Raw genomic sequence first — 19,442 nt, forward strand, 5'->3', positions numbered from 1 at the left:
CCGCTCCATCGTCGCGCGCCCCCTGACGCCGGAGGCCTTCGCGCCCTTCGGCGACGTCGTGTCCGCCGGCCTCAAGAGCGGTGCGTCCGCGAACCAGGGCACGGCGGTGCGCTTCGACTGGTCTGCGAAGCTGGAGAGCGACCGCGCGGGAGCGAAGCCCAACCTCGCGGTGTTCCGGTCGGTGCCGCAGCCCCTGCCCTTCCAGGTGAAGCTGCTCGAACACCACCCGCGCTCCAGCCAGGCGTTCCTGCCCATGCGCTGCTCGCGGTTCCTGGTGTGCGTCGCGCCGACCTCGCCGTCGGGCGGCCCTGACCTGGACGGGCTCGTCGCGTTCGTCTGCGGCCCCGCCCAGGGCATCAACTACCACCGGGGCGTCTGGCACCACCCCATCATCGCGCTCGACGCCCCCGCCGAGTTCGCGATGCTCGCGTGGGAGGACGGGACCGCGGAGGACTGCGTCGTGCGCCAGTTCTCCGCCCCCGTCTCCGTGCGCGTCGGGGACTGAAGCCCAGCGCCCTACTTCGGCTGGCTCCCGAGCCACGCGCGCCACGCTTCGGCGGTGTCGTGCTTCTCTCCGGACAGCCGCTCCAGCACCTCGACCGCGGGCTCCCGGTTGATGGGCTGCTGGAGCGCCGCCATCGCGACCAGGCTCTCACCGAGCTGACGGATGAGCCCGGCCCGGTGCGCTCTCAGGGCCTCCGGTGAGAGGTCTTCCAGCAGGTACGAGAGCAGGAAGAGGGACTTGTTGCGGTCGCTCGTCGTCGGCATCGAGGCCGCATCCACGACCGTGGCCACATCCAGCAGCGGCTCCTTCGCCACCTCCTGCGTCGCGGTCAGCACGCGCAGCACGTTGTTGCGCACCGTCGAGGAGGGGTCGCGGATGGAGGGCACCAGGCGCCGGACGGTCTCCTGCGCGGTGGGCGCATAGGCCAGCAGGAACGCGGCGGCCGCCCGGTGCTCCTCGTTCGCGTCCTCGCGCAGCACCGCCGTCAACGCGTCCAGCGACTTCGGGACCTTCTCCAGGAACTCCGGCTCATAGCCCGCGAGGTCCGGATGACCGAAGCCTCCAATGCAGTGGGCGACCTGGCAGACGGACGTCTCCGGGTCGAGCTGTCCATGGATTTGAAGCGGCATCACGCGCTGGAAGTAGGCGTTCCACCGGGCCAGCAGTCCTTCGGGATCCGTGGGATGGCCCTGGGGCGCCGGGAGGAAGCGCAGCCGGGCCGCGTCCTCGGCGTCCACCAGGTCCACCGTCACGAAGGCACTGCCCTTCAGCTCCGACGCGAAGAAGATGCTCATCCCCACCCTGGCGAAGGCCAGGTTGAACTGCTTGCGCAGCGCGGCCTCCTTCTGGGCGAAGAGCGCGCCGCTGTGCACGATGGGTTTGCCCACCTCCAAGCCCATCACCCGGCGGACCGCCTCCACATCCGCCCTCCGGGAACCGAAGGTATCCACGCCCGCGAGCGTGGGCACCGGGAGCGGTGGCTCCGGGGCCTTCTGGAGGTTGGCCCGGGCCTGCGCGACGATGTCCCCCCACGGCGCCAGCGCGTGCAGCGGCGCCAGCTCCGGGTTGTACTGGAGATGATCCGCGTCGAAGTAGCCGCCCTGGACCGCGCGCTGCAACACCTCCACCGCCGCCTGCGTGTTGCCCGCGAGCGCGTCGCATCCCGCCGCGCGATAGAGGGATTCCGCCCGGGCCGCCCCGTCCGTGTCCGCTGCCGCGGCCGCGCGGAACCCCTCGGCGCAGCGCGGGAAATCCAGCGCCTCGTAGGACTGCTCGGCCGACGCCGTGAGCGTCTCCGCCCGGGCGCCCTGCTCCGGGCCCGCAGCCTTCGAGGAATGCGCACAGCCCGTGCCCAGCACGGCCATGCACAGCGTCATCACGACCCTCATTCCGGACCTTCCTTTCGGAAAAGAACCCATCTCATGCAAGCTTCGGGTGCGTTTCAAGGAGGGCACGCATGGCGAACGCCGTATCGAAGACCGCGTACTACACCCTGGGCTGCCGGGTGGCGGACGCGCGAAAGCCACGCCCCCTGTGCGGTGACACCTTCGCCGCGCGGTTCATGAACGACGAGGCGAAGCAGGTCTGGGAGCGCTTCAAGTCCTTCACCCAGCCCAATGCCAGCAATGCCGCGCGGCATCAGATCATCGACACGCTCGTGCAGGAGGAGTTGGACAAGCAGCCCCAGGCGCGGGTGGTGGTGCTGGGCGCGGGCTTCGACACGCGGGCCTACCGGCTGCGGGGCGGGCGGTGGCTGGAGATCGACGACGCCAGCATCATCACCCAGAAGGACACGAGCCTCCCGGCGGCGGAGGCGAAGAACCCCCTGGAGCGCATCACCATCGACTTCGCCACGGAGTCGCTCGCCGCCCGGCTGGCGCCGTACCGGGACTCGCGGCGCACGCACATCATCCTGGAGGGCGTGCTCATGTACCTGACGCAGGCCCAGCGCCGGGACATGCTCGCCGTGCTCCGGGACGTGTTTCCCCAGCACGTGGTGTATTGCGACCTGATGCGGGCCACCTTCCAGAACAAGTACAGCCGTGACCTGTACGCGGTGCTGACCGACATGGGCGCGTTCTTCCACGACATGACGGACACGCCCGAGGCCGTCTTCCTGGAGGCCGGCTACACGCCCGCGTCCGCCACCTCCGTCCCCCTTCGCTCGGCGGAGCTGGCGGGCCAGCGCGTGCCGGCGTTCATCCTCCGCCACCTCCTGCGCCCGGTGCGCGACGGCTACCGCATCTGGAAGTTCGAGCGGACCTGACGCCTCACGTCGCCTTGCGTGCCGCGGGCGGCTGGCCCAGCGCCACGCTGCCCAGGATGAGCGTGCCCGCGATGAGCATGGAAGGCGTCAGCGGCTCATCCAAGAGCAGCCAGGCCCAGGCCACCGCGAACAACGGCACCAGATAGGTGACGGAGACCGCGCGCGCCGCGCCGATGCGCTGGATGAGGCGGTAGTACACGGCATACGCGAAGCCGGTGCAGACCATGCCCAGGGACGCCGCCGCCAGCCACGGCCTCACCCCAATGGGCTCCGCCGGCCACGTGGCGATGGCGAAGGGCAGCATCAGCAGCGCGGAGCAGCTCAGCGTGGCGGCCGCGACCGCGGCGGCGGGCAGGCCGGTGAGGTGGCGCCGCACCATGTTCGCGCCAATGCCATACAGGAACGCGGCCAGCGTCCCGGCCGCCGCCGCCCAGGCGATGCTCTCCCCCGCCGCCTTGCCGCTGGCCAGCACCACCACGCCGACGAAGCCCGTGAGCAGCGCCACCGCCCGCTTCACGCCGATGCGCTCTCCATAGAAGAGGAACGCCACCAGCGCGGTGAACAGCACCGCCATGCTGTTGGTGATGGCGCCGACGCCAGCGGGCGCACGCCGCGCGGCCCAGGCGAACAGCGCGAAGGGGATGGCCGAGTTGAGCACGCCCACCAGCGCCAGCTTCGGCCACAGGCCGGGCCCGAAGGACGAACGCGCCCGCCACAGGAACGGCATCAACACCAGGGCCCCCAGCGCGAGCCGCAGCTCCACCAGCGGCAGCGGACCGAACGCCGGGGCCGCGATGCGCATGAACATGAAGGACGCGCCCCAGACGGCGCCCAGCCCTCCCAGTTCGAGCGGGGTGAGCCACGCTCGGGTGAGCGAGGGTGAAACGGGGTGTGGATGGGTGAGACCGGAAACGCTCATGGCGGGTCCCCTGACGGGAGGAATGAACCTGACTGCTGCCTGGGCCTTTATTCACGCCTACCCCCCTCCCTCCACAAGCGCATACTTTCCGGGTCAGCCACGAGCGAGATTTGAGGCTCCACCATGACCTTGCGCACGGATCTGCTTCCCGCCCTGGCGGCCTTCGAGTCCGCCGCCCGCCACCAGAACTTCGCCCATGCGGCGGAGGAGCTGCACCTGACCGCCAGCGCGGTCAGCCACCACGTGCGCAAGCTGGAGGGACGGCTGGGCATCGTGCTGTTCCAACGCCATGCGCGCGGCGTGTCGCTGACCGCCGAGGGCCGGCAGCTCGCGGATGCCGCCAGCAACGCGATGGCGGACATGGACAGCGTCCTGGGCGCCCTGCACCGCTCGCGTGCGGACGACGACGTGGTGCGCGTCACCACCCTGCACTCGCTGGCGTACGCGTGGCTCTTGCCGCGCCTGCCCCGCTTCGCCGCCACGCACCCACGCGTCCGCCTCCACGTCGACACGGAGCATTCGCTGACACGCTTCGACGAGGGCGGCCCGGACGTGGGCATCCGCTATGGCCAGGGGCACTGGCCAGGGCTGAGCGCGCAGCCCCTGATGGAGGACGCGCTGTTTCCCGTGGCCTCCGCGAAGCTGGACGGCTTCGAGCAGGTGCGCGAAGCGGCGGACATCGCGAAGCTGCCCCTGGTGGCCGACCTGTCGCGTCAGGGCTGGCAGGACTGGTTCCGGGCCGCGGGCGTACGAGCCCCCCGGTTCAACGAGCGCTACAGCTTCAGCGACAGCACCGGCGCGCTGATGGCCGCGGTACAGGGCCTGGGCGCGGCGCTCGCCCGCGACAAGATTGTCACGCCCTACTTCGCGGACGGACGGCTCGTCCGCCTCCCCGGGCCCACCGTGCCCACGCGCTTCAGCTACTTCGTCGTGGTCCCGTCGCACCGGAAGCCCCGCCCAGCCGCGCGCGCGTTCATCGAATGGCTGCTAACCCAGCCAGGACAGCCCGACCCCGGCGCCACTCCGACGCAAGGCGTTGCACCGTCACGCCGGAAAGTTCGGCAATGACTGTCAAACCTTTCAACAGACATCAAAAGCGTTCACACTGGCCACGCAGTTCCCCTCAAAAGGAGCACGCATGCGCACGCTGATGAAGTCCCTGCTGACGGTCTCGGCTGTCCTGTCCCTCGCGCCCACGGCTGCCTTTGCCCTGCCGCCGCAGTGTGATGACATCTGCTGGTCGGAGTCGTGCAACACGCGGTGTGCCGCCCTCAATCGCTGGACCACGTGTGGGGCCTGGGATCCGGGCTCGTGCCTGAGCGTCGTCGCGCCCTCCGAGCCCACGGCATCGGTGACGCCGGACGAGGCCCGGCAGGCGGCGGACGCGGACGCCCCTCAGGTCTGCAGCGAGGAGAACCAGGCCGCCGAGCAGATCTGAGTCGCGGCCTCCGCTCGCGAGGCCCGGCTTCACGGCCGGACCTCGCGGCGTGGCGTGAACCTCAGCCGCCCAGTTGGACCGCGTGCTTCACCCAGGTGTCGACCTCCACGGCCTTCACGAGGAAGTCCGCCACGTCCGCCCGGGAGATGGCGAAGGGCACCTTCTCCACCGCGGTCTTCGCCACGTACCGCCCGCGCGCGGGCCCGTCGGTGAGTCGGCCCGGCCTCGCGATGACCCAGTCGAGCCCGCTGTCGCGCACGAGCCGCTCCTGCCGGTCGTGGTCCTCGAAGGGCAGCTTCAGGATGAACGACCTCACCAGGGTGCGCACCACGACGTTCATGAGCGACTGGCTCTCCCCTGCCCCCATCGCGCTCAGCACCGACAGCTTGCGCACGCCGTGCGCCTTCATCGCGTCGATGACGAGGCCGGTGCCCTGGCTGAAGTAGTTCGGGTTCTCCTTGAACGCCTTCAGTTGCGTCGCGGACGCGGTGATGATGACCGCGTCCTGTCCTTGCACGGCCTCCTCCACGGAGGCGCGCTGGTGGAAGTCCCCCTTCATCCGCGTCAGCTTCGGGTGCTCCAGCACCAGCTTCTGCGGACTGCGCGCGAAGGCCGTCACCGCGTGCCCCCGCTCCAACGCAGTCCGGACCGCGAGCGCTCCCGTTCCCTGCGATGCACCGATGACCACGATTCGCATGTCGCTGCCCCTCCCTGGGCGCGGACCGTAACGCCGCGCCTCCCACACCGCCAGGGTTCCGCGTCCCCACCCCGGGTCCGGGCCCGCGTCCCGACAGAAGCCCGGTCCCCCGGCTGTCGTGCCTGCCCAGCGCTTTCGCTTGTGCCCGCGCACCAGGGCCCGTAGCTTGGGGAGATATATGGGCTCCCATTCAAATCGACCCACGCCACCGTCCGCTGTCTCCGGCGAGGTGCGCTCGGCCATGGAGGGCGTGCGCCGGCTGGTGCGCGTGTTGAGGGTCTCCGCGCGCGCCTCCGAACGGCTGGTGGGCATCAGCGGTGCCCAGCTCTTCATCCTCCAGGAGCTGGCGGAGGCCGGGCCCTGCTCCATCAACGCCCTGGCGGAGCGCACGCTCACGCATCAGAGCAGCGTGTCCGTCGTCGTGGCGAAGCTCATCGAGCAGGGCCTGGTGCGCCGCAGCCGCTCCCCCGAGGACGGCCGCCGGGTGGAGGTGTCGCTGGAGCCCGCGGGCCGGGCCCTGTTGAAGAAGGCGCCTCCCATGGCTCAGGCCCGCCTCATCTCCGGCTTGCGCAAGCTGGAGCCCCGCGTGCGCACCGGCCTGGTGCGGGGCCTGGAGGCCTGGGTGCGGGAGCTGGGGCTGGAGGGGGACGTGCCCACGCTCTTCTTCGAGGACGAAGCCGCGCGCCCTTCCAACAAACGCAAGTCGCGGGAGCACACCGATGAAGAAGCCTGACGTGGAACGCATCGAGGAAGCGGTGGGAGAAGGGCCCCAGGCACGGGCCCAGCTCCCGGTGGCCCCGTCCATGGGCCCCGCGCTCGCGAACCTGCGAGCGCCCCGCCTTCACGAATCAGTGGACCGCCGCGCGGTGTTCATCAGCGCCATGGCGGTGGTGCTCGCCGTCGTGGCGGCGCTCGTGGCCCAGGGGTTGGGCTCGCTGATCCACTTCTTCACGAACCTGGCCTTCTTCGGCCGGCTGTCCGTGCAGCCGGCGTCTCCCGGGGACAACACGCTGGGCGCCTGGGTCATCATCGTTCCCGTGCTGGGCGCGATCGTCGTGGGCCTGATGGCACGCCATGGCTCACGGGCCATCCGGGGCCACGGCATCCCCGAGGCCATGGAGCAGGTGCTGTACAACCAGAGCCGCATCCCGCCCCGGATGACCCTGCTCAAGCCGCTGTCGGCGGCGATCGCCATCGGCACGGGCGGCCCGTTCGGCGCGGAAGGCCCCATCATCGCCACCGGGGGCGCGCTGGGGTCGCTGCTGGGCCAGGGCCTCCATGTGACGGCCGACGAGCGCAAGGCACTGCTCGCCGCGGGCGCCGCCGCGGGCATGGCCGCCACCTTTGGCGCGCCGGTGTCCGCGGTCCTGCTCGCCGTGGAGCTGCTGCTCTTCGAGTTCAAGCCCCGCTCCGTCATCCCCGTGGCGCTGGCCACCGCCACCGCCACCGGCGTGCGGATCGCCTTCATGGGGGGCGCGCCGGCCTTCGCCATCCCGGACCTCGTGACGCCTTCCGGAAGCGCGCTCGCCTTCTACGGGGTGATGGGTGTCGTCATGGGCATGGCGTCCGTGCTGTGCACGCGGGCGGTGTACTGGCTGGAGGATGCGTTCGAGAAGCTCCCCCTGCACTGGATGTGGTGGCCCGCGCTGGGCGGCATCGTCGTGGGGGTGGTGGGGTGGCTGTCCCCGCGCACGCTGGGCGTGGGCTACACCAACATCGAGGACATCCTGTCGGGCCGCTTCGTGGGCATGGCCATGCTTGCCTTCTGCGCGTTGAAGTTCATCTCCTGGTCCGTGGCGCTGGGAAGCGGGACGTCCGGCGGAACGCTGGCGCCCCTGTTCACGCTCGGCGGAGGTCTGGGCTCCGGCCTGGGCCTGCTGGCCGCGCACCTTTTCCCCGCCCTGGGCGTGGACGTGCGCGTGGCGGCGCTGGTGGGCATGGCCGCCCTCTTCGCGGGGGCCTCTCGCGCGCTGCTGACGTCGGTGGTGTTTGCCTTTGAAACCACGCGGCAGCCGCTGGGCCTGCTGCCACTGCTGGCCGGCTGCTCGGTGTCCTACCTCGTGTCGGCGCTGCTCATGCGGCACTCCATCATGACGGAGAAGCTGGCCCGGCGCGGAGGCCGCATCCCCACGGAGCTGGGCGCGGATGCCCTGGGACAGGCGCTCGTGCGCGACCATGGCCTGAGGCCCGTGGTGACCCTCCAGGCGGAGCAGCCCGTGGAGGCCGTGCGCGCCTGGCTCGCGTCCGACGCCGCGGGCTCGCGCCACCAGGGCTTTCCCGTCGTCTCCGCCGAGGGCGTGCTCCTGGGTGTCCTGACGCGCAGGGATCTGCTGGACGGGCAGGACGCGGGCGTCCGGCGGATGAAGGACCTGGTGAAGCGCCCTCCCGCGGTGGTCTTCGACGACAGCTCCCTGCGCGAGGCGGCGGACCTGATGATGGATGAAGGCGTGGGCCGCCTGCCGGTGATGGCCCGCGACCGGCCCGGCCACCTCGTGGGCATCCTCACCCGCAGCGACCTGCTCGCCGGCCACCGGCAGCGCCGGGACAACGCCCACCGGAGGGAGCGGGGCCTGGGCGCCCCACGGCCCCCGACACCCCACCCGGCCTGACGCCTCCGCAGGCCCGGCGCGATGACGGCCGTCACGTCGTCGCGGGGACGGCCGCCGGATGCGCCTTCGCCTGCTGCTCGCGCATCTCCACCAGCGTCTGGCGGATGCCTTCGGCGTAGGGCGTCTTGTACACGGTGCCCAGCAGCGCCTTGAGGGCGGAGTCGTCCATCAGCACGGGGTTCGTCAGCAGGTAATACATCTCCACCAGCTCCCGCATGAAGGGGTCGAACAGGCCCGCGAACCGCACCATCCCCTTGCCCATCGTCATCATCTTCGCGGGGCTGCCCGCCTGCGCGTAGATGTCCTGCACCATCTGCCGCTGCGTGGTGACGCCCGCGCCCGCCAGGTTCCAGAAGTGTCCGTACGCGCGCGGCTCCTCCATCAGCGCGGTGACGACGGGGCCCACGTCCTTCACGAAGACGAACTCGTGCGGCGCATCCAGCGGGCCCACGAGCCCAGCGCGCTTGCCCTTCAGGGCGCCGGCGAAGGCCCGGTACAGGAAGCTGCGATCCGTGCCCGGCCCGTAGAAGTCAGGCAGCCGCAGGATGGTGCCTTTGATGGAGCCCGCCGCGTCGGCCGCGAGCAGCAGGTCCTCCTGCTCCTTGCGCATGCGCCCCTTGTACGAGTTCGGCTCGCGCGGGTGCGCTTCCGTCACGCGTTCGGTGCGCGGCAGCCCGTAGGGATACACCGTGCCGATGAGCACCACCCGCTCCACCCCTTCCGCGATGGCCGCGTCCAGCGTGCGGCGCATCAGCACCGGGTGCAGGTGGAACTGCCAGTAGTTCACCCCCACCATGTAGATGAGGGTCCGCACGCCGCGCGCCGCCGCACGGATGGACGCCGGCTCCTCCGGGTTCCAGGCGACGATCTCCGCCTTCGGATCCGCCCCGTATTCCCGCCGCAGGCCCTGCGCCGAGCGCCCGACCACCCGGTAGCTCCGGCCCTGCGCCTGGAGCGCTCGCGCCACACCCTGCCCAATGACGCCCGATGCACCGAACAACGCCACCGTGTCGTCCGCCATGTCGCTCTCCCTGGAAATGAACGGCCATCAGAATCCTGAACACCGTTCTGTGAACACCGTTCATTTATTGCTGGTCGTTCGCTCCGTCAAGTCCTACCCTTGAAACATGGGCATCACGGAGCGGAAGGAACGGCAGCGGGCGGAGCTGCGCGAACACATCCTCCAGGTGGCGCGCGACATGGTGATGAAGGAGGGCTTCGACGCCCTGTCCATGCGCAAGCTCGCGGAGGCGGTGGAGTACGCGCCCGCGACGCTCTACCTGCACTTCGAGAACCGGGACGCCATCGCGAGGGAGCTGTGCGTGCGCGGCTTCCAGGAGCTGTTCGCGGCGCTGGAGCCCGCGGCGCGCGTGGTGGAGCCGGTGGAGCGGCTGTCGCGCATGACGGAGGCCTACCTCGGGTTCGGCCTGAAGCAGCCGGAGACCTACCGCCTCATCTTCATGGAGGACGCCCGGCTGTCGGAGGCCCTGTTCCAGGACGCGAAGCAAGGCGCGGGTCCCCAGTCCTTCGGCGTGTTGGTGCGCGTGTTCGAGGACCTGGAGGCCGCCGGCCGCACCCCGGAGGGCACCGCTCCCGCGCGGCTCGCGGAGGTGTTCTGGGCGGGGCTGCACGGCATCGTCAGCCTCAAGCTCACCTGCTCCGGCTTCCAGGGCGCCCCCGCGGAAGTGCTGGGACAGACCCTGGTCACCAGCCTGGTGCGGCCGGCGCCTCCTCCCGCGAAACCGGCCCGGCGCTCCCGTTGAGGCAGGCGGCTTCTCAGCGAACCTCCCAGGGCGGCCGGAAACCTCCGGAGTCCTATGGTTCCGACACTACCAGAAAAAACCGCTTTAACTGAATTTATCAATCTCCTAGAATCCGCTGCGACGTCGCGGCCCCGACGTTCCCGGGGTCGTTTCCCGCAGTTCCAGGAGGTATCCGGATGCTTCGTCGCACCGCCCTGGCCGTCGCCCTGTGCGCCGTATCCTGCACAGGGGCTGATGGCCCCCCCGAACAGTCTCCCCCCGCCGAACAGGTCCTGGGTGAAGCCCAGCAGGCGGTGGATTCGAACGAAACCCCCGGCGAGGCGAACAGCATCCGCTTCCTGGAGCAGTCGTCGTTCGGCCCGCGCCTGGCGCGCACCGCGACCACCCCGCCCGTGGGCACCGTGGAGCACGTGATGGCGGTGGGCATCCCCACCTCCCTCACCGAACAGTTCGCGCTCCAGCCCGCCGCGCAGTTCAGCGGGGCGGACACCGCCCCGGACCTGGGCGCTCAATTCTTCCTGCGCGCGGTCGCCGGGGAGGACCAGTTGCGGCTGCGCGTGGCGTTCGCGCTCAGCCAGATCATGGTCGCATCCCAACTGGGCATCCCGGAGTCGACCCGGACGGCGTACTCGGATCCGAAGACGGCGATGGCCGGGTACATGAACCTGCTGTCGTCGCACGCGTTCGGGAACTTCCGCGACCTGATGGAGGCGGTGACGAAGAGCCCCGCCATGGGCCGCTACCTGGACATGGTCAACAACCGCGCGTTCAACGGGGCCGGCAATCCCATTGATCCAAATGAGAACTACGCGCGGGAGATGCTCCAGCTCTTCACGCTGGGCCTGCACAAGCTGAACATGAACGGCACGGTGCAGTACGACACCGTCACGGGAGAGCCCAAGCCCGCGTACACGGAGGCCCAGGTGCAGGCCTTCGCCAGCACGCTGTCGGGGTGGACCTACAAGGCCGCCGCGTGCCCCGCCAAGGGCGGCACCATCACCACGCCGGACTACACGCAGCCGATGATGGCGTGCGACGTGAACCACGACAAAGGTTCGAAGCAGCTCCTGCGCAACTTCTCCACCACGGCGAACGCGACCGCGCAGGTCCACCTGACGGAGGCGCTGGACAACGTCTTCAACGACCCCAACGTCCCGCCCTTCATCAGCAAGCAGCTCATCCAGCACCTGGTCACCAGCAATCCGACGCCGGCCTACGTCAAGCGCGTGGCCACCGTGTTCGCGAAGGAAGGCGACCGCGGCAACCTGAAGGAGGTGGTGCGCGCCATCCTGGAGGACACCGAGGCGCGCGGCGCCCAGCCGCCCCAGACGCTGCGGCCCGGCTTCGGCCACCTGCGCTCGCCCGCGCTGTTCATCACCAACACGGTTCGCTGGCTGGAGCCCACGCTGGACCTGAACAAGGACCCGGGCAACCGGCTGAGCACCTGGAGCAAGAGCCTGGGCCAGTGGGTGACGCGCTCGCCGTCTGTCTTCAGCTACTACCCGCCCAACGCGCCGGCTCCCGACACGGACGGCCTGCTCGGCCCCGAGTTCGCCATCCTCGACACGGCGACCGTCACGGCGCGCGCCAACTTCGTGCACGAGTTCCTCTACTCGGGCATGGCGGCCAATTCGGGCATCACGGTGGACTACAACCTGGTGCCGTCGGACGCCACCGCGCTCGTGGACTGGCTGGGCCAGTACTGGCTGCACGGCACGATGGACCCGGCCCTGAGGACGCGGCTGTTGAGCGCGCTCGCGGATCCGAACGCGGGACCGGTGCTGCGCAGGAAGAAGCTCGCCCTCTACCTCACCTCGCTTTCCCCCTCCTTCCAGGTCCAGCGGTGACTTCGATGACCACCAATCGACGCCAGTTCCTCCGAGGGGCCACGAGCAGCCTGGGCTTCCTCGCCGCCGCCGCCGCCATGCCCCGCTGGATGGGCAACGCCCACGCCGCCACGCTCGGTGGCTACGCCGGCTCCCGTGTCGCCGTCTGTGTCTTCCTCTTGGGCGGCAATGACAGCAACAACGTCCTCGTGCCGCGCCTGGGCGCCCAGAACGCGAACTACCTGGCGGCCCGGCCCAACGTGGGCATCCCCCTGGGCGACCTGCTCATCATCAACCCGACGGGACAGGCGCAGACCAATGCCTATGGACTGCACCCGTCGCTGACCAAGGTGCGCGACCACTTCAACGCGGGCCGCGCGGCCTTCGTTTGCAACGTCGGCCCGCTCGTGAAGCCGCTGACCAAGGCGGACTACACGGCCAGCCTGAACCTGCCGGAGAACCTCTTCTCCCACAGCGACCAGCAGGACGCCTGGGCCAGCGCGCTGGCGAACCCGACCACCAGCACGGTGACGTCCGACATCAAGGTGACGGGCTGGGGTGGGCGCGCGGCGGACAAGCTGCACATCCTCAACAGCAGCACCCCACCGGACTACCCGGAGGTGACGTCCTTCGGTGGCAAGCCGCGCTTCACCGTCGGCGCCGAGCGCAAGCCGCTGATGGTCGCCTCCGACGGCACGCTCGCGTTCCGCGCCGTGGGGGACGCGCCCTTCGACGCGCTCCAGCAGCAGGCGCTCCGGGACGTAATGGCCATCCAGGACAGCGTGGCGCTGGAGGGCTCCTACGCGGGCGTCTTCAGCACCGCCGAGACGTTCGCCACCGCGAGAGCGGCCGCTCGTGACGCCGCGTGGACACGAATCGCCGCGGGCACTCGCGCGAGCATCGAGACCCTGTTCGCGACGCCCGTGGGCAAGGACCGGTGGACGCTGCACACCCAGCTCTACCAGGTGGTGCGCGACCTGGTCGCGGGGGCCATTCCCGCCGCCACCGGAGGGTTGGGCCTGAAGCGGCAGGTGTTCTCCGTGGGCTTCGGCGGCTTCGACACGCACCAGAACCAGGATGTCGATCAGCCTGAGTTGCTCGCGCAGCTCGACTTCGCGCTGGATGCGTTCCAGCAGGCCATGAACCTGCTGGAGACCGACCCGGCCTTCGGCGCGAACGCGCCGCAGTCCACGCTCTTCACCATGAGCGACTTCAGCCGCACGCTGCAGGAGAACGTGGAGCGGGGCACCGACCATGCCTGGGGCGGGCACGCGCTGGTGATGGGCAACCGCGTGGCGGGCAACAAGCTCTATGGCGCCTTCCCGTCCATGGATCTGAGCGGCTCGCTCGACGGGTCCACGGACGACAAGGGCCGCTGGATTCCCGCCGTGACGGTGGAGCAGTACGGCTACACGCTCGCCGCGTGGCTGGGGCTGAACACGGCCGAGGACCGGGACTACGTGTTCCCCAACCTCGCGGGCTACGTGCAGGACGCCATCGCGCGGAACTTCCCGGCGCTGGCGCAGCGGCACAAGCTGAGCTTCATGCTCGCGGACTGAGGTCCGTGAGGCCAGGGAAGGCCGCGGGCCCCTTCGGCTCGCGGCCTTCCTGCATCAGGGCACGCAGGCGGGCATGCCCGGCAGCACGGCATAGCCCCGGTCGCACCCCACGTCGCGCACCGCGAGCGCGCGGTCCTGGGCGTCGTAGGTCTCCAGCGCGGCGGACAGCTCCGCGACGAGCTGGGTCTTCAAGGCCTGCGTCTGGGAGGTGGGACCGGAGGCCAGCCCGCGCGCGGTGGCCAGTTCCAGGAGCGCGTCGAACACCTCGTCCAGCGCGGCCTCCGTGGTGCGCTCACGCGCCGGGAGCGCGGAGAAGTCGGTGCCCGTCTCCCAGACATGGCGGAGCACGTGCAGCGTCTGGACGCACTCGGCGTTGGACATGTCGACGGTGAAGGTGCGCGGCAGGCCCACGGGGCCCGTGCTCGTGGACGCGTCCGTGCAGACGTGGTGCGAGATGCGGTCCGCCAGCGTGTGCAGGTAGATGCCCGCCCGGGCTTCGGCGGCATACGTTCCGATGTACGCGTCGAAGCCGGTGGACAGCACGCCGGTGCCCACGTCGATGACCTGGGGGCCGGTGGGGGCGCTGAACGGCACCGCGAAGGGGCCCACCGCCGCGAGGCTTCCGCTGACGACGCCGGGCTGGCTGTTCCACTGGTAGCACAAGGGGCCCAGCGCGTAGTTGCCACCGGACGTCGGCACCGTCAGCCCTCCGGTGCAGCCGCGTCCCGCCCCCTGCCCCTGGAGTGCCCAGGGGCGGAGGTTGGCGAGCAGCACCTCGTCGGTGTCGGTGGCGTCCGGGTGCAGGCCGTCCACGGAAGGGTCGGGGTACGCGGCGCCGCCGTTGCGCGGGGTGACGAAGTGGAAGAGCACGCCCCCATGGTCGAAGTCGCCCCGGGTGACGCCGCTGATGGACTTCGTGGTGAGGGCCGTCGCATCCGTCGCGGGAGCGCCCGTGAGCGTGCGCGGCGCGAACGTTCCCAGGTCCGTCGCTTCGTCGTAGGCGGCGATCCAGTACGCGCTGATGGGGGTGAAGCCCACGGCCTGCGCCAGGACATAGGTGGCGTCCACGTGGACGAGGCTGCGTCCCCCGTTGGACTGGCCCTTCGCGTCCGCCACGGCCGACAGCGCCGCCGACTTGCAGGCCGTGGAGGCGTCTCCAGGCGCGCAGCCAGCGGGCAATGGCTGACAGTTGAGCGGGGCGGTGCCGTTCGCCGCGAAGCAGAGGTCCTCGCCGAAGGCGAAGACAGGGGTGGTGAACAGCAGCGAGGCCAGGAGCAGGGGTCGTCGGGTCATGCCCTCCACAACCCCGCCCGGCCGCGATGGTTGCGCCAGGGTGGCTACTTCGATTCCGCGATGACGTCGAACACCGAGGGCCGGTGCGGCTTCCAGCCGAGCTCCCGTGCCCGCTTCGCATGGATGCGGCTGTTGGACGCGAGCGCCAGACGCCCCAGCTCCACGCCCCAGAGCTTCTCCGCCTCCGACACCGGCATGCTGCCGACGGGCAGGTTGTAGCGCTTGCCAATGGCCGTCACGACGTCACGGAAGTTCGCCTCGCCGTTCTCCGCGAAATAGAACGTTCCGGCCGGCGCGCGCTCCAGCACCCTCAGGTACAGGTCCGTCAGGTCCTCGATGTGCACGTTGGACCAGACGTTCTCGCCCTTCCCGATGTAGCGCGCGGTGCCCGTCTCCCGCGCGTACTTGATGAGCGGGGGCAACTGGACGCTGTCCGGGTTGAGGCCCAGACCCTTGCCATAGATGAGGCACGGGCAGATGACGTTGGTGTGGATGCCGTCCTTCTTCGCGTCCAGCACGAGCGTGTCCAGCGCGATGCGGGCCACCTTCTCCGGGACGGGGTCGATGGGCATGTCCTCGTCATGCACCTGCGTCGTCAGCGTGCCGCCGGTATCGGTGGCGACGATGCTGGAGCCGCTGGTGTGGATGAAGTGCTTGTGGGAGCCCTTGAGCGCGGCGAGCAGCACCTCCACCGTCTTCCGGTCATCCGCGGACGCCGCGTTGATGACGGCATCCACTTCCTTCGCCAGCCGCGTCAGCACGTCCACGTCGTCGAACGAGGCGACCGTGGCCTGGATGCCTCGCGCTTCCAGTTCCCGGGCCTTGTCCTGCGTCCGGGCGGTGCCCACGACCTGGTGCCCCGCAGCCATCAATCGCACCGCCACCGACCCACCGATGTAACCCGTCGCGCCCAACACGAAGACTTTCATGACCTGCTCCTGTGAGAGGAATCACAACCTGCATTGTTCCCCGCTGGACGGGTAGTGGCTTGTCGGGCACATGTCCTGTTCCTAGAGTTCGCGAATGACCCTCCTCCAGGAGCCACTCGCCGGGCTGGGCGCGTTCGTGCGGACGCTCGAGACCGGCAGCTTCAGCGCGGCGGCGCGCGCGCTTGGTGTGTCCCCGTCCGCGATCAGCAAGACGGTGGCCCGGCTGGAGGGTCGCCTGGGGGTGTTGCTCCTGCAACGGGGCACGCGGACGCTCCAGCCGACCCCGGAGGGACTGGCCCTCTTCGAGCGCGGTCAGCGCATCGTGGCGGAGTTGGAAGCGGCGCAGGGGGAGCTGCGCGAGTCGAAAGGCCCCCGGGGGCCGCTGCGCATCACCGCGCCCATGGACCTGGGCCGCCACTGGCTGGTGCCCCGGCTGCCCGCGTTCCTCGCCGCGTATCCGCAGGTCGAATGCGAGCTGGGGCTCACGGACCGGTTCATCGATCTGGTGGAGGAGCGGATGGACGTGGGACTGCGCATGGGAGAGAGCGCGGACGCGAGGTTGATCCGCAAGCGGCTGGGGGAGTCGCGCGCGGTCATCTGCGCGTCGCCCGCGTACCTGCGCCGGCGCGGCACGCCCCGGAAGGTGGCGGACCTCCAGCGCCACGCGTGTCTTGCGTACCTGCGGGACGGACAGCGTGTTCCCTGGCGGCTGGATGGAGTCGCGGTGGACGTGCCCGGTCCCTTCGCGTCCGACAACAACGAAGCGCTGCTGGCGGTGGCGTTGGAGGGCGTGGGCATCGCGCGCATCCCGGAGTTCGTCGCGGAGCAGGCCCTGGCCGAGGGACGGCTCCAGGCGCTGCTCACCACCGTGCACACGCCCGGGCCCGACGTGTACATCGTCTATCCGGAGCGCAGGCACCTGTCGCCACGCGTGCGCGTCTTCGTCGATTTCGTGTCCGGGGCCTTCCATGAGACGGAGACGCGGACGTCCCCGCCGGCACGCGGGCGGGCGAGGAAGGGCACGGCGCCTGCCGTGGGTGGAGCGGCGAAGCGATAGGGGTGTCGTGTCTTCGTGCGGTTGAGGCCGGGTGTCCGCGCCTTGTTAGAGTCCTGCGCGCGCCGTGGCGAACCCGTCCGGCCAGGGGTTGTCCACACATGCGGATGTGTCTCACGGCTCGATGGATTCTGGGTGTGGCGGGATGTTGGCTGCTGGCCGGCTGTGGTGGCGGCGACGTGAAGGTCCGGGGCCACGTCACCCTGGGCGGAGGCCATCAGGCCCAGGGGCTCACCGACGGCAAGCCCGCGCTGGGCGGCGACGGGACGGTGACCGCCACGCGAAAGGTCCGCGCAAGCCTCGTGGGCACGGACGGCGCGTTGAAGCAGTTGGCCGAGGCCGACGTGGAGTCTGGTGGCGGTTACACCCTGGAGCTGGACGCGACGTACGACCGGATGGTCATCGAGGCGGTGGACGCCAAGGGCGTCACGGTGGCTTCAGCGCTGCTGGACTCCACGCAGCCGGCGGCCGGAGAGGACACGCGCACCGCGCCTCCCATCAACACGGAGTCCTCGCTGGAGGCGGAGGTGTTCGTGCGGATGGTGAAGGACGGCACCTCGCCTGCGAGCGTGGACACGGTGGACCTGCGCACGCGGATCAACGCGGAGCAGGCGGCGGCGGTGCGCGGCGAGGCGAGCGATGAAATGAAGGCGGGTTCCGTGAAGGCGCTCGCAGCGGCGATGCGCGCGGCGCAGGACACGCGACTCAAGGCGTACGCGAGGGCGGGCTCCCTCGTGAACCGTGAGTACCTCTTCAGCGTGTCGCAGGAGGCGGCCGCGAAGCTCGATGCGGCACTGGATGCGGGCGGGGAATCCTCCACGGAGGCGTACGACGCGTTCTTCGCGGCGGTGCGGGAAGCCACGAAGGAAGCGAACGCGCAGCAGGAGCAGCAGGCGGAGCGCGAAGCCGGTGTGGCGTTTCGATTCTCGGTGAAGGCGAAGGCGCCAGCGGGCTCCGGCATCGCTGATGCATCGGTGCGGTCGGCCGCCGCACTGGAGGGTCGCGCCACCGAGGCCTCGGTGCGGGCCCTCCTTGAGGCAGCCAGCGCCACCGATGCGGCGAAGGCCCAGGCGGACACCGCCGCCACCGCGCTTCGCACCGGGCTGGCCGGGGCTCCTTTCGCCAGCGGCGCCAGTCAGGCCTGGGCGAACTACTCCGCTCAGCTCACCTTCAACGGACGAACGTCGGTGGTGGGCACGCATCTCGGGGTGACCGCCGACACGCAGCTCACGTTCCAGGACGCGGTGAATGCCAGCGCCGGAGCGCTCATCACGCTGGACTCTGCGTTGAGTGTCATCGCGTTGCAGGCAGGCGAAGCCAACAGCACGGTCCTCTCCGATGCCATCGTCAACGCGTTCTCCACCTATGACGCTGCGTTGCGGCTCCAGGGCAACACCCGCCTCGATCCATTCGGTGCGAAGGCGGCATCGGGAGTGGAGTTGCTGGTCATCTCCGCGGGCGCGTTCCGCGGGGAGTAGCCGACAAACCGACAACGCGCCAAAGGACTCCTCATGGCATCACGATGGTTGATGGCCTTCCTGCCGCTGTTGCTTGCCAGTTGCAGCACCACAAGCACGGTGCATTTGCACACGGGCCACGGTACGCCGGTCGCCTTCACGCCACGCTCCAAGGCCACGTCGGTTGAATTGAGTCGAGACGACTTCGGGGTTGCCGTGGCGACATTGGCCCGTGCGATACGTCCACCCACACGGCCGCAGGAAATGGCCCGACATCTGATGGAAGTTGAGCAACGCAGTGGGGATTATTTCTATGACCCCCACAGTCGTCGCATCACCGCCCTTGGACCGGGCGAACACCTGGAAGGCGAGCCATCCAGCACCGAAGTGGAGTTGACACGGGCATACCTTCGCTGGTGCGAGCGAACTGCCAGGACCGGCGATTGTCTGCGCCTGCTGGTGGAGAGCCCTACCGTCACGGGGGATGGGCGCTACGCCCTAGCCATGGCGATGGCCCAGGGCATCGTGCTGGAGGAGATGATGGGCGCATTCAAGGACATGGCCGATCCCCAGGCCATGTTGACGGCGGTCCTCTGGACCTGGACCACGTACATGATCCTGCTCGCGGTGCCCGAACCTTTCACCAAGGGAATCGCCGCGGTGATGACCGTCACGCTCATCGGCTACATGGGATTCGACACCTTCAGGAGCCTCATCGTGGGCTTCAGTCAGTTGGTGGAGGCAGCCGACAGGGCCACGACGTTCAACGAACTCCGCGAAGCAGGAGAGCGGTACGGCAAGATCATGGGCCGAAATGCAGCACGCGCGTTCGCCATGCTGGCCACGGCGGCGCTGGGCAACACGGCGACGGGGCTGGCAACGAAGGTTCCAGCATTTCCCGGTGCGACACTGGCGACAGTGCAGGCAGAAGCGCAAACGGGGATTCGGCTCGCGGCTGTCGGTGACGTGGGTTCGGTGGCGGTAAGCGCGGGAACCCTCACCATCGCACTCGCTCCGGGGGCGGTGGCGATGACCGCCCGAGGACAGAGCGGGGACTCGACATCAAAGCAGGCCATCGTCATCCCGGAGGCACGGACGAAGCACATCTTCCGAGAGGCACCGGGGCA

The 19,442-nt window shown here is 69.8% G+C and carries 17 protein-coding genes and 1 pseudogene; 12 read left to right on the forward strand and 6 right to left on the reverse strand.

Annotated elements, in window-relative coordinates; translation table 11 throughout:
* A partial coding sequence (locus tag D7V88_RS13535; RefSeq protein WP_244238129.1) for an ureidoglycolate lyase occupies window positions 1-505 on the forward strand: 505 nt, incomplete at its 5' end.
* A gap of 11 nt (window positions 506-516) precedes the next feature.
* Here the strand turns inward: D7V88_RS13535 and D7V88_RS13540 are convergent.
* Complete coding sequence (locus D7V88_RS13540) at window positions 517-1,893, reverse strand: HEAT repeat domain-containing protein (protein ID WP_120541053.1); 1,377 nt, start codon at window positions 1,891-1,893, stop codon at window positions 517-519.
* A 68-nt stretch (window positions 1,894-1,961) separates the two neighbouring features.
* On the opposite strand from D7V88_RS13540, the gene D7V88_RS13545 reads away from it, so the two are divergent.
* The gene (locus tag D7V88_RS13545) at window positions 1,962-2,771 is read left to right on the forward strand and encodes a class I SAM-dependent methyltransferase (protein ID WP_120541054.1); all 810 of its coding nucleotides are present in this window, start codon (window positions 1,962-1,964) and stop codon (window positions 2,769-2,771) included.
* Between the two features lie 4 nt (window positions 2,772-2,775).
* Here D7V88_RS13545 and D7V88_RS13550 read toward each other — a convergent pair whose 3' ends face one another.
* Window positions 2,776-3,690, reverse strand: coding sequence for a DMT family transporter (locus tag D7V88_RS13550; protein ID WP_120541055.1), 915 nt, complete (start codon window positions 3,688-3,690; stop codon window positions 2,776-2,778).
* Between the two features lie 123 nt (window positions 3,691-3,813).
* Between D7V88_RS13550 and D7V88_RS13555 the strand changes: the two genes are divergently transcribed.
* Window positions 3,814-4,758: a LysR substrate-binding domain-containing protein gene (locus D7V88_RS13555; RefSeq protein WP_120541056.1), complete on the forward strand. Its 945-nt coding sequence runs from the start codon at window positions 3,814-3,816 to the stop codon at window positions 4,756-4,758.
* 70 nt (window positions 4,759-4,828) lie between these two features.
* Window positions 4,829-5,128 (forward strand): hypothetical protein, encoded by a 300-nt coding sequence (locus D7V88_RS13560; protein ID WP_120541057.1) that lies wholly within the window; start codon window positions 4,829-4,831, stop codon window positions 5,126-5,128.
* A gap of 61 nt (window positions 5,129-5,189) precedes the next feature.
* On the opposite strand, the gene D7V88_RS13565 is transcribed toward D7V88_RS13560, so the two are convergent.
* Window positions 5,190-5,825 (reverse strand): NAD(P)-dependent oxidoreductase, encoded by a 636-nt coding sequence (locus D7V88_RS13565; protein WP_158625079.1) that lies wholly within the window; start codon window positions 5,823-5,825, stop codon window positions 5,190-5,192.
* A 178-nt stretch (window positions 5,826-6,003) separates the two neighbouring features.
* Between D7V88_RS13565 and D7V88_RS13570 the strand changes: the two genes are divergently transcribed.
* Both D7V88_RS13570 and D7V88_RS13575 read left to right on the forward strand, forming a co-directional pair.
* Window positions 6,004-6,558, forward strand: a complete 555-nt coding sequence (locus tag D7V88_RS13570) for a MarR family winged helix-turn-helix transcriptional regulator (protein WP_120541078.1) — start codon at window positions 6,004-6,006, stop codon at window positions 6,556-6,558.
* Window positions 6,545-8,434 carry a chloride channel protein gene (locus tag D7V88_RS13575; RefSeq protein WP_120541059.1) on the forward strand — a complete coding sequence of 630 codons (1,890 nt, stop codon included), beginning with the start codon at window positions 6,545-6,547 and terminating at the stop codon, window positions 8,432-8,434. The genes D7V88_RS13570 and D7V88_RS13575 overlap by 14 nt, the downstream gene beginning before the upstream one ends.
* A gap of 31 nt (window positions 8,435-8,465) precedes the next feature.
* On the opposite strand, the gene D7V88_RS13580 is transcribed toward D7V88_RS13575, so the two are convergent.
* Entirely contained in the window at window positions 8,466-9,455 is a 990-nt protein-coding gene (locus D7V88_RS13580; RefSeq protein WP_120541060.1) for an NAD-dependent epimerase/dehydratase family protein, read from the reverse strand.
* Window positions 9,456-9,561: 106 nt separating this feature from the next.
* Here D7V88_RS13580 and D7V88_RS13585 point away from each other — a divergent pair, with 106 nt between their 5' ends.
* From D7V88_RS13585 to D7V88_RS13595, 3 genes are all read left to right on the forward strand, one after another.
* Entirely contained in the window at window positions 9,562-10,197 is a 636-nt protein-coding gene (locus D7V88_RS13585; RefSeq protein WP_120541061.1) for a TetR/AcrR family transcriptional regulator, read from the forward strand.
* A 176-nt stretch (window positions 10,198-10,373) separates the two neighbouring features.
* Window positions 10,374-12,044 carry a DUF1800 domain-containing protein gene (locus D7V88_RS13590; protein WP_120541062.1) on the forward strand — a complete coding sequence of 557 codons (1,671 nt, stop codon included), beginning with the start codon at window positions 10,374-10,376 and terminating at the stop codon, window positions 12,042-12,044.
* Between the two features lie 5 nt (window positions 12,045-12,049).
* The gene (locus tag D7V88_RS13595) at window positions 12,050-13,582 is read left to right on the forward strand and encodes a DUF1501 domain-containing protein (protein ID WP_120541063.1); all 1,533 of its coding nucleotides are present in this window, start codon (window positions 12,050-12,052) and stop codon (window positions 13,580-13,582) included.
* Window positions 13,583-13,636: 54 nt separating this feature from the next.
* On the opposite strand, the gene D7V88_RS13600 is transcribed toward D7V88_RS13595, so the two are convergent.
* Together D7V88_RS13600 and D7V88_RS13605 are read right to left on the reverse strand one after the other, a co-directional pair.
* Window positions 13,637-14,875: a hypothetical protein gene (locus D7V88_RS13600; protein WP_120541064.1), complete on the reverse strand. Its 1,239-nt coding sequence runs from the start codon at window positions 14,873-14,875 to the stop codon at window positions 13,637-13,639.
* Window positions 14,876-14,919: 44 nt separating this feature from the next.
* On the reverse strand, window positions 14,920-15,804 hold the full coding sequence (locus D7V88_RS13605; RefSeq protein ID WP_120541065.1) for an NAD-dependent epimerase/dehydratase family protein: 885 nt from the start codon (window positions 15,802-15,804) through the stop codon (window positions 14,920-14,922).
* A gap of 94 nt (window positions 15,805-15,898) precedes the next feature.
* Here D7V88_RS13605 and D7V88_RS13610 point away from each other — a divergent pair, with 94 nt between their 5' ends.
* The 3 genes and pseudogenes from D7V88_RS13610 to sitA5 form a co-directional block, all read left to right on the forward strand.
* Entirely contained in the window at window positions 15,899-16,861 is a 963-nt protein-coding gene (locus D7V88_RS13610) for a LysR family transcriptional regulator (RefSeq protein ID WP_120541066.1), read from the forward strand.
* A 134-nt stretch (window positions 16,862-16,995) separates the two neighbouring features.
* On the forward strand, window positions 16,996-18,336 hold the full coding sequence (locus D7V88_RS13615) for a hypothetical protein (protein ID WP_120541067.1): 1,341 nt from the start codon (window positions 16,996-16,998) through the stop codon (window positions 18,334-18,336).
* Between the two features lie 33 nt (window positions 18,337-18,369).
* Window positions 18,370-19,383: pseudogene (gene sitA5, locus D7V88_RS13620) on the forward strand (SitA5 family polymorphic toxin); the annotation flags it as partial.
* Window positions 19,384-19,442 lie beyond the last annotated feature (59 nt).

The organism is Corallococcus terminator (genome assembly GCF_003611635.1).
In the GTDB taxonomy this organism is placed as follows: domain Bacteria; phylum Myxococcota; class Myxococcia; order Myxococcales; family Myxococcaceae; genus Corallococcus; species Corallococcus terminator.